General features: G+C 40.6%; 15 protein-coding genes. 3 read left to right on the top strand and 12 right to left on the bottom strand.

Going from position 1 to position 7,652, the window contains the following annotated elements:
• Positions 1–116: 116 nt before the first annotated feature.
• From AAC155_RS01570 to AAC155_RS01625, 12 genes are all read right to left on the bottom strand, one after another.
• Positions 117–659: an antiterminator Q family protein gene (locus AAC155_RS01570; RefSeq protein ID WP_113040762.1), complete on the bottom strand. Its 543-nt coding sequence runs from the start codon at positions 657–659 to the stop codon at positions 117–119.
• A complete protein-coding gene (locus AAC155_RS01575) occupies positions 643–1,251 on the bottom strand; it encodes a recombination protein NinG (protein ID WP_113040763.1) in 609 nt (202 codons plus the stop codon). Before AAC155_RS01575 ends, AAC155_RS01570 begins: the two co-directional genes overlap by 17 nt.
• Positions 1,211–1,414, bottom strand: a complete 204-nt coding sequence (locus tag AAC155_RS01580) for a NinE family protein (protein ID WP_113040764.1) — start codon at positions 1,412–1,414, stop codon at positions 1,211–1,213. Before AAC155_RS01580 ends, AAC155_RS01575 begins: the two co-directional genes overlap by 41 nt.
• Positions 1,374–1,565, bottom strand: a complete 192-nt coding sequence (locus tag AAC155_RS01585) for a ClpX C4-type zinc finger protein (protein ID WP_113040765.1) — start codon at positions 1,563–1,565, stop codon at positions 1,374–1,376. Before AAC155_RS01585 ends, AAC155_RS01580 begins: the two co-directional genes overlap by 41 nt.
• Positions 1,562–2,005 (bottom strand): YbcN family protein, encoded by a 444-nt coding sequence (locus AAC155_RS01590; RefSeq protein ID WP_113040766.1) that lies wholly within the window; start codon positions 2,003–2,005, stop codon positions 1,562–1,564. The genes AAC155_RS01585 and AAC155_RS01590 overlap by 4 nt, the downstream gene beginning before the upstream one ends.
• Positions 2,006–2,019: 14 nt before the next feature.
• Positions 2,020–2,340 carry a phage protein NinX family protein gene (locus AAC155_RS01595; protein WP_113040767.1) on the bottom strand — a complete coding sequence of 107 codons (321 nt, stop codon included), beginning with the start codon at positions 2,338–2,340 and terminating at the stop codon, positions 2,020–2,022.
• Positions 2,337–2,600, bottom strand: coding sequence for a Lar family restriction alleviation protein (locus AAC155_RS01600; protein WP_113040768.1), 264 nt, complete (start codon positions 2,598–2,600; stop codon positions 2,337–2,339). Before AAC155_RS01600 ends, AAC155_RS01595 begins: the two co-directional genes overlap by 4 nt.
• A 20-nt stretch (positions 2,601–2,620) precedes the next feature.
• The gene (locus AAC155_RS01605) at positions 2,621–3,346 is read right to left on the bottom strand and encodes an ATP-binding protein (RefSeq protein ID WP_113040769.1); all 726 of its coding nucleotides are present in this window, start codon (positions 3,344–3,346) and stop codon (positions 2,621–2,623) included.
• Positions 3,346–4,143 carry a hypothetical protein gene (locus tag AAC155_RS01610; RefSeq protein ID WP_113040770.1) on the bottom strand — a complete coding sequence of 266 codons (798 nt, stop codon included), beginning with the start codon at positions 4,141–4,143 and terminating at the stop codon, positions 3,346–3,348. The genes AAC155_RS01605 and AAC155_RS01610 overlap by 1 nt, the downstream gene beginning before the upstream one ends.
• Positions 4,136–4,804, bottom strand: coding sequence for a GIY-YIG nuclease family protein (locus tag AAC155_RS01615; RefSeq protein WP_113040771.1), 669 nt, complete (start codon positions 4,802–4,804; stop codon positions 4,136–4,138). Before AAC155_RS01615 ends, AAC155_RS01610 begins: the two co-directional genes overlap by 8 nt.
• A 48-nt stretch (positions 4,805–4,852) precedes the next feature.
• A complete protein-coding gene (locus tag AAC155_RS01620) occupies positions 4,853–5,170 on the bottom strand; it encodes a CII family transcriptional regulator (RefSeq protein ID WP_113040772.1) in 318 nt (105 codons plus the stop codon).
• Between the two features lie 164 nt (positions 5,171–5,334).
• Positions 5,335–5,571: a helix-turn-helix domain-containing protein gene (locus tag AAC155_RS01625; protein WP_113040773.1), complete on the bottom strand. Its 237-nt coding sequence runs from the start codon at positions 5,569–5,571 to the stop codon at positions 5,335–5,337.
• A 99-nt stretch (positions 5,572–5,670) separates the two neighbouring features.
• Between AAC155_RS01625 and AAC155_RS01630 the strand changes: the two genes are divergently transcribed.
• From AAC155_RS01630 to AAC155_RS01640, 3 genes are all read left to right on the top strand, one after another.
• Entirely contained in the window at positions 5,671–6,360 is a 690-nt protein-coding gene (locus tag AAC155_RS01630; RefSeq protein ID WP_113040774.1) for an XRE family transcriptional regulator, read from the top strand.
• 88 nt (positions 6,361–6,448) lie between these two features.
• Positions 6,449–6,661: a hypothetical protein gene (locus AAC155_RS01635; RefSeq protein WP_146748037.1), complete on the top strand. Its 213-nt coding sequence runs from the start codon at positions 6,449–6,451 to the stop codon at positions 6,659–6,661.
• A complete protein-coding gene (locus AAC155_RS01640; RefSeq protein ID WP_113040775.1) occupies positions 6,612–7,160 on the top strand; it encodes a DUF2335 domain-containing protein in 549 nt (182 codons plus the stop codon). Before AAC155_RS01635 ends, AAC155_RS01640 begins: the two co-directional genes overlap by 50 nt.
• Positions 7,161–7,652 lie beyond the last annotated feature (492 nt).

The following is a 7,652-nucleotide window of genomic DNA, read 5'->3' on the forward strand; positions in this document are numbered from 1 at the left end:
TATGAAAAAACCTCGCGGAATAGCGAGGCTTGGGATTTGGCGAAGACACCTAAGAAACAGTTACGGCAATCTTACCCTATAATTGTTGTCCATTTGGTCATTGATGTCAACACGTTCTATGCAATTTTTTTAACTTTAGATACACGTTTACGTATTTTAAATGCATTTTTTAGAGGCTGGTACAACATGTAAACGCTAGCGCTGAGAATTTCGTCAACTTCTCTCCGGCATGTTCTATGTGATGGCTTCTTAAGCCTGCCTCCCGAACGCGTCATCATTTTGCGGGGATTTGCGACCTTGTGATAATAAGATGCGATTGCCAGTTTTGAGGCTCCATGAGCGTAGTAACTCAGTAAAATACCGTACGCCCTCTGATCAATGCACATGACGGAATCGACGACCTGAGAAATCAGCATTCCATCATCATCATTACACATCGGCCTATCTTGATTTTTTCTGGGTTCTACGCTTACCATGAATTTATAAATCATGTTCATCTTGCATTTATCAATACGACCGCTATAGACCCATGCCCCCCAGAGATTCAACAAGTTATCGACCCAATCGTGTTGCTCTTTAGTGAGTTCATAATTTCTTGTTCTTGAATGGAGATATCTGGCTTCATCAATCGCAGCCGATATATCAGTGAAGATTGTCATTGCTTAAGCTCCTGAGTTTCTTCAATTTCTCATCAAACTCAGCTTTGATCGCTTTGCACTCTTCAATAGTCCATCTATGCCGATCATGATTACTCTCGATATTTTCAACGGCTTCAATGCCAATCCGCTCAATAAGCTCAATTCGATATAGAACCAGGTTCCCCGAGTGATGCTGATTACAGACAATACATTGCCGTTGAATATTGCGCTCATCAAAGCGTAATTGTGGCGCTGCTGAGGTTGTTCTATAGTGCCCTGCATCCCATCGAGAAGATTCACATGCCCCACATGAAACACAGGGCTTATCTTTGTCGCGATAACGAATATATGCATTAACAGAACGTTGGGCTTGCTGAATAAAATAACTGCGGGGCTTTATTGCTAATCGACGGGCTTTAAGTTTATCTTTTTTCTCTGCTAATTCTTGTTGCTGTTTCTTTTTAAGTTCCCGCTCTAATTTTTCCTTTTTCTTTTTTTGGTCTTTACTGCCTTTAACTATTGCACATTCAATTGAACACGTATTTTGTAATTGCCGAACGGGTTGATATTCTCTACGGCACGCCTTGCACTTTCTTATTCGAAGTTTTTTCATTTCTATTTCTCCGTCTATCCCACTTTGCACGCAATAGCTCATGAACGTAATCAAACGTTTTAACTTCGGACTCTGCGGGAACTGGCTTTGATTTTTTATTTTTGGGAACGTTATAGATTAGATTATTGATGACTCGCTGAGTCTGTGATGTTTGTTGACTCATTTAATTTATTTCCATCTTTCAATATTAGCGTCCCAACACAGCGAAGAACACAACCATCACAAATATCAACGTTGTTGCCTGATACTATCGCGTTTACTTCATCTTGTGATTTACCACAGAAGTTACACCAGTGTTTATTACCTGCTATCATTTATCTTGCTCCTGTTTTAATTTCATATATTCGCTATTTGCCGGGATAGTCACGAAACAACCAATACTCACAGCCCATTGCTCAACTCTTTCCATAAACTGAAACATATCCCCTGTGTCGAGTTTTGATGTCCGCTTAAGTGTCCTGACACGCTCTGTAAGCTGCGTAGTGACATCCATTATCTCGATAACTTCATAGCCCAAGAATGTATGCTTAAGCATCTCCTTAACCTCTTCCGGTGAATATTTGGCACCGTTAGAAATAAGGTAACGACTTATCTCACCGAACCACAAATGTGCCGTGGCATTTTGAGATAATGAGCGTTTATTTTTCCACGGTTTAATAATAATTCTGTGCGGCTGTCTCGTTTGAAGGGTTTCTTTCAATATTTCCCACGCCTGAGATTTATTCGATTCGTGAAAACAAAAATCAGCTTCCATTTAACCCCCGTTATTTATCCTAATAGCTCATCAGGTATTTCGATTTCTTTGTCAAAATTGGCAATCACTATCATTCTACAAGCAGCTTCTAAGTGATTATCTCCCCATCCACGTGCATCATTTAGTAAATAAGAATGAGCCTCAATTGTTGCATCACTAATCCATTTAAATTCAATTGCATATTCATTAATTAAATTACCGCACTCACTCCAATCTGTTGAGTATTCAGGTATAGCATCAAGATTCTTATTTAAATAATCAGCATTCCAACTATCACAAATAGCAACAGCATAATCTAATGCACAGCTTGTCAAATCTTCTATTTTTATTTTCATATTATTTCCCCTTCTACAACCTTTAATTTTCCGCCGATATGAATTATCGGATCTGAGTCAGAATTTGGCGCTCGTAAGTTCCACGCTCTGATAGCATCTCGCTTAGTTCTGTACGTGAGAGTAATCGGCTTAATTAAGCATTTATCACCAATGCACCCCGCATAAATACCTTCACCATCAGCAAATAACTCGGCACTACATTGACAGAACGGACATTTATCAAGGGTCAGATAATGCGGCAATTTAGTGTCATAAATCATTTAAAAGTCCTTCCTATAGGTTATTTAACTTGCCGACGATAGCTATCCCATGTGAATCCGATAGCCATCGGCGATCCCATTCTCAACCTATCAATCACCCGCTCACCTAACACATCAGCAAGCTGTTGCTGTGGCAAGTTGGTTAATACGCCAACCGGTTTTTTGTTTGCCAGACGCCGATCAACCACCTGGAAAATTATCAGGTCCTCATTCAGATTTTTTCTCTGCACTCCGACATCATCGAGCACCAGCAAATCAACTTCACACAAATCATCAACCAAGGCAGATTCGCTGATTTTCGCATCCCGTTGATAGGTTTCACGTACCCGCATCATCAAATCAGGCAAAGTAGCAATCAGTATACTCTTGCCATTCTGAATGAGATGATTTCCGATGGCCGCTGCCAAGTGGTTTTTCCCGGTACCGGGATTGCCACTGAAAATAAATCCACCAAACGAGTGACCAAAATTCTCAGCATAGCGCCTAGCTTTCGCCAGCGCATTTTGTTGCTCCAATGTATCAGTGATGTAATTTTCAAACGTGCAATTTTGGTGCAATGGGCTGATGCCAGAGCGCCCCATGATTCTGTTTAAGCGATTCACCCGGTTCTCTTCTGCAATGCGTTTTGAGTCAATCTCGCCCTGCTTACGATGCCACTCCATTAAATCATCAGCATTAGTGAATTTTGGCTTGATATGTTCAGGCATCATCCGACGAAAACGAGCCAGAGTTTGTGCCATGCTCATTAGAAATCCTCCGAAATAAATTGCTCTGTGCGTACTGGTTGAGCAATGCGATCACCAACCCGCCGCTTGTAGCGATTAGCTTGCTGATTGTTCTGGTAGTTCAATTTCTGACTGGCAGTGATAAACCAATTCTTCGGCTTTTCAGACTGAAACTCCAAATCCAATCTCTGTAGCTCATGCTGCAAATCGATATTCGTGTATAGATTCTCCCACGCCGAGTAGTCTTTGTTGTTTAAACGGATCACCTGCCCCTCAAATGCATACTTACTCGACATCGAGTGAACGCTTGCAGACTGATTTTGATTTTCATCAGCACAAGCCGGTTCATCGGCTTGGGTGTTTATAGGGTTAGGGTTAGGGGAATCAGGAATCAGGTTAAGGGAATCAGCAGGATCAGTTTCATGCTCTTCTGATGCTTGCACCATACTTGCATGGTGCTCTTCTGGTGCTTCTTTATTATCAGCACCTTGCGTTACCTGTTCGGGTATTTCACTAGCCGCTTCTTTGCAGTGTGGGTTTTGGTGCTTCTTCCAGTTATTAATCTGAATAAACTCATTTCCATCTACTGCATATCTGGTGATAAAGTTTTTATCATGTAACTGAGCAAGTAATTTGTCACAATCTGTATCGTCATACGGCAATACCATTGCTTTAATTTTACGAGGTTTATCTTCAAGCCGACCCTCGCGATCGGCAATAGTCCACAAGCCAGCAAATAATAATCTCGCTAATGGTTCGCATTCAGCTAAATCATCATTTGTGAAAAAGCCGGGTTTAATATTTCGTGACCTAGCCATTGATTAAGTCCTCTATAAATTTAGGCATCTTCGGTTCTTCAATTTTGCAGTGTTCTCTTAGATGCTGTTGATCCGCTGGTTCTATTAGAATTAAATCACCATCATTGAAATAGAAAGAGAGCCCTTTTCGGTGTGCGGATTTAATAAGCTCAACAGATATTCTTATTAGCCTTTCAGCTATGGCTAATTTATTTCCAAAAGTATCAAATCCAAGATCTTCAAAAAGAGAATCAATATTTAATTCGTCAAGTTTTTCGGTGCTTATTACGTGGTTATAAATAGCTATTTCTTCTATTTTTTCATCCCTACCTTTCAGTCCATACTCATGAAAGGCATACAAAACCTCTTTCAGAGGAGCCTTAAAAAATTCCCTTAACTCATTCACTCTATAACGGTCAAGGAAGTCGTGAATTTCAGCCTCATCTTTCCCTGGATTTTCTGAGAAAAATGCAGCTTCAACTACAAACGGAACTGGAACACCAGTCGCTGATGAGAGTTCTCTGGCTCTAGTTTCTGGTGCATTGGTTGTCATACCAACTTTATAAACGCCGGGCATGCAACTATTACTCAAAACATATATCCAACCTTTTGATCTGAAGTTCTTAGGGAGTTCCGCATGCCTTATCACTTCATCATGGACTTCCATCTCTTCTAAGTGCATAATTCACCTGTTAGTGGTATAGGGGAACTCTCATTTCCCCCGCTTGATTCATATTTGATTAGCCTCGCCTGTTCCCGCAGCCGGGGCGCTTTCTCTTAAGTGAGATAGCATCTCCTGCAACGCTTTAGCTATCTGTGCTGTTTCTTCTCCATGAATGATCACTTCGCTTACAGGGGCTTCAAACCCAATAGCAGCCAGTAACTTAGCGGCTTTAGTCACAAAGCCCGTCTCTTCTGCTTGCCAGCGGCTTATCTGTGATTGATGCACGCCAACCGCATCAGCAACATGCTTCGGACCGGTAACGATGATCCCCTTTCTTATTCGTGACTCGATTTCTTTAGTTTTGCGTTCCATTGCGATATTCATTTGTCATACTTTCCTAAGTTAATTAAAAAGTTAATAACCCAATTGTTGGGTTACGCTCCCCGTCTGGCAGGGAATCCCTATTGCTTAAACAGGGAATCTACACTTTGCAGCGTAGGACGCGGATTGTTAAAGAGCATGCGAGCTAAACTTGACTGTTTGTATTATTAACACTGTTGCGCTATGTGAATCGCATCAGCCATATATCTTTTTGGGTAAAGAATTTGCATTTCGTTGATCTCACCCTTGAAGTAACGAGATAATTTCTCAGCGGTATCAAGTGAAGGACTTTGTATCCCTCGCTCAATCCTGCTTAAGTTTCCAATATCAACGCTTGTTGCCTTGGAAACTTCGGAAATAGTTAATCCTTTTTCTATGCGTATCTTTCGAAGTGGTGTTTTCATATTTACCTCCTTTTAAATGCGTATAACGCATATTACACCACGCAAAAAATATGCGCAACACGCTTTGCGCGAAACGCATTATTAGAATGTAATAGGCTCATGAAAATAGGTGAAAAAATAAGAAAACTTCGCCAAGCGAAGAAAATGACACTCCTTGATCTGGCGACAGCTATAGACAGCGATGTCGGAAATTTGTCTCGCCTTGAGAGGGGAAAACAAGGTTACAGTGATTCAATACTAAATAAGATCGCTGAGGCGCTATCTGTTCCAGTTGCTGAACTCTTTTCATCAAATGACGTTTTGGGTACTGTAAATAAAGTCAGTCCCAATTCACAAACTGACTCTAAGGAGAGCGGTATGTATAAAGTTGATGTACTTGATGTTTCAGCTAGTGCTGGCTTCGGTAGTGCAATTAATGATGTTATTGAGGTAATTAGATCTATTGAATATACCGCTCGATATGCGAATACGATATTCGGTGGCAGGCCAGAAGGATCTGTAGCGCTAATCAACGTTCGTGGGGATTCAATGGAAGGTACAATCGAATCAGGTGATCTGATATTCGTTGATACTAACATCACGTTTTTTGATGGTGATGGAATATACGTTTTCTATTTTAACGGAGATTTGTATGTAAAACGTCTTCAAAAAGTTAAATTTGAACTAAAGGTGATATCTGATAATGACAGATATGAAACGTGGTCAATCACAAAAGATGAATGTAAAATGCTGCACATCGAAGGTAAAGTACTTGTTAGTCAATCACAACAAATGAGGCGGCATGGATAGAACACAACTACACATCTATACCCCATGTTTTGAATATGGTATATAATTACACCAATGGTAAATTTACTTTACTACCGAGGCAATCCATATGAAAAAAGCAACTAAACGTTTTCTTCGCTCTATGGGCTCTATTCTTGATATCAATCCTTCAAGTAACTATAGCGAATACAGAGACTTACCAACAGACACAGAATTAATCAGAGATGATTGGAGTTCTGTTGGAAGCTACATCAAGGACTCAATGAAAGACAATGCACAAAAGAAGATCGCCAAGCACGAAGAAACCAGACCAAATTATTAATCAGTCAACACCATCATCCAGTGACGCAAAAGACAGTAAAACTGAATTACTGGTTAATGAGGTAATAAAAAACCCAGAAGTTTTACAAAAACTTGCATTACGGCCCGAAGGAATTGGAATGATAATGCAAGTTACCACCCTTCGTTCTGGTCCACTACCTGATGCCGATGAATTGTTTAAATATGATCAAATATATCCAGGATTAGCAAAAGAAATTGTCGACATGGCAAGAAGCGCTCAACATTTTCGACAAGAACAAGGACGAAAATCACTCTCTGGTGACATTTGGAAAGACAGGATCGGGCAAATATTTGCACTTCTCTGCGTCTTAATCATATCTGGTGTAGCTGTTTACATGATATATAGCGGCGAATCCGGGTATGCAACCACATTGATGACCACAGTGCTAGCCTCACTGGCCGGAGTGTTCATCTATGGAAGATATGAAAATTCCAAAGATACCCACCCCAAAAACAAAAAGAACCCCTCAAAAAAATAACCATCACCCAGCTCATATGCTGGGTTTTCATTGCCAATCCCCCTCTAGGTTCTGTTTTAAAACCTAAGTTGAATTACACCTCCAGACACTCCCCAACAAATTTTTTTAAATAAATTTGCTTTAAAAACAAAATGATGAACAACAACAAGAAAACAATCGCAAATATGCGCTTGACGCATTTGCGTATTACGCATATATTTGATTCATCAAAGGCACACAGCGAACAGGCAAGGAAAGCCCACGAAGTAGCCGCTACCGGCGTATGAAAAGGTAGATGATTCGCAAGTGCTAAGACACAGACGCAACGAACAATAGAGGATAGTCACGATGAACGCATACCACAACAACGCATACAACAACGGCGCATACCACAACGGCGCATACTACAGCTACACATACAACAACAAAGCATACTACAACAACACATACTACGACAACGCAACAATGTACGTAGATAAATTCACGGGTAAGCAATATCTCGTACAAAACCGC

The sequence above is a fragment of the Photorhabdus sp. HUG-39 genome (assembly GCF_963878365.1).
Lineage (GTDB): Bacteria > Pseudomonadota > Gammaproteobacteria > Enterobacterales > Enterobacteriaceae > Photorhabdus > Photorhabdus kayaii.

Coding starts and splice junctions, on each gene's coding strand:
- AAC155_RS01605 (WP_113040769.1), bottom strand. CDS start 3,346: ATGAGCATGGCACAAACTCTGGCTCGTTTTCGTCGGATGATGCCTGAA.
- AAC155_RS01610 (WP_113040770.1), bottom strand. CDS start 4,143: ATGGCTAGGTCACGAAATATTAAACCCGGCTTTTTCACAAATGATGAT.
- AAC155_RS01620 (WP_113040772.1), bottom strand. CDS start 5,170: ATGAATATCGCAATGGAACGCAAAACTAAAGAAATCGAGTCACGAATA.
- AAC155_RS01575 (WP_113040763.1), bottom strand. CDS start 1,251: ATGAAAAAACTTCGAATAAGAAAGTGCAAGGCGTGCCGTAGAGAATAT.
- AAC155_RS01640 (WP_113040775.1), top strand. CDS start 6,612: ATGCACAAAAGAAGATCGCCAAGCACGAAGAAACCAGACCAAATTATT.
- AAC155_RS01635 (WP_146748037.1), top strand. CDS start 6,449: ATGAAAAAAGCAACTAAACGTTTTCTTCGCTCTATGGGCTCTATTCTT.
- AAC155_RS01580 (WP_113040764.1), bottom strand. CDS start 1,414: ATGAGTCAACAAACATCACAGACTCAGCGAGTCATCAATAATCTAATC.
- AAC155_RS01600 (WP_113040768.1), bottom strand. CDS start 2,600: ATGATTTATGACACTAAATTGCCGCATTATCTGACCCTTGATAAATGT.
- AAC155_RS01630 (WP_113040774.1), top strand. CDS start 5,671: ATGAAAATAGGTGAAAAAATAAGAAAACTTCGCCAAGCGAAGAAAATG.
- AAC155_RS01595 (WP_113040767.1), bottom strand. CDS start 2,340: ATGAAAATAAAAATAGAAGATTTGACAAGCTGTGCATTAGATTATGCT.
- AAC155_RS01590 (WP_113040766.1), bottom strand. CDS start 2,005: ATGGAAGCTGATTTTTGTTTTCACGAATCGAATAAATCTCAGGCGTGG.
- AAC155_RS01585 (WP_113040765.1), bottom strand. CDS start 1,565: ATGATAGCAGGTAATAAACACTGGTGTAACTTCTGTGGTAAATCACAA.
- AAC155_RS01625 (WP_113040773.1), bottom strand. CDS start 5,571: ATGAAAACACCACTTCGAAAGATACGCATAGAAAAAGGATTAACTATT.
- AAC155_RS01570 (WP_113040762.1), bottom strand. CDS start 659: ATGACAATCTTCACTGATATATCGGCTGCGATTGATGAAGCCAGATAT.
- AAC155_RS01615 (WP_113040771.1), bottom strand. CDS start 4,804: ATGCACTTAGAAGAGATGGAAGTCCATGATGAAGTGATAAGGCATGCG.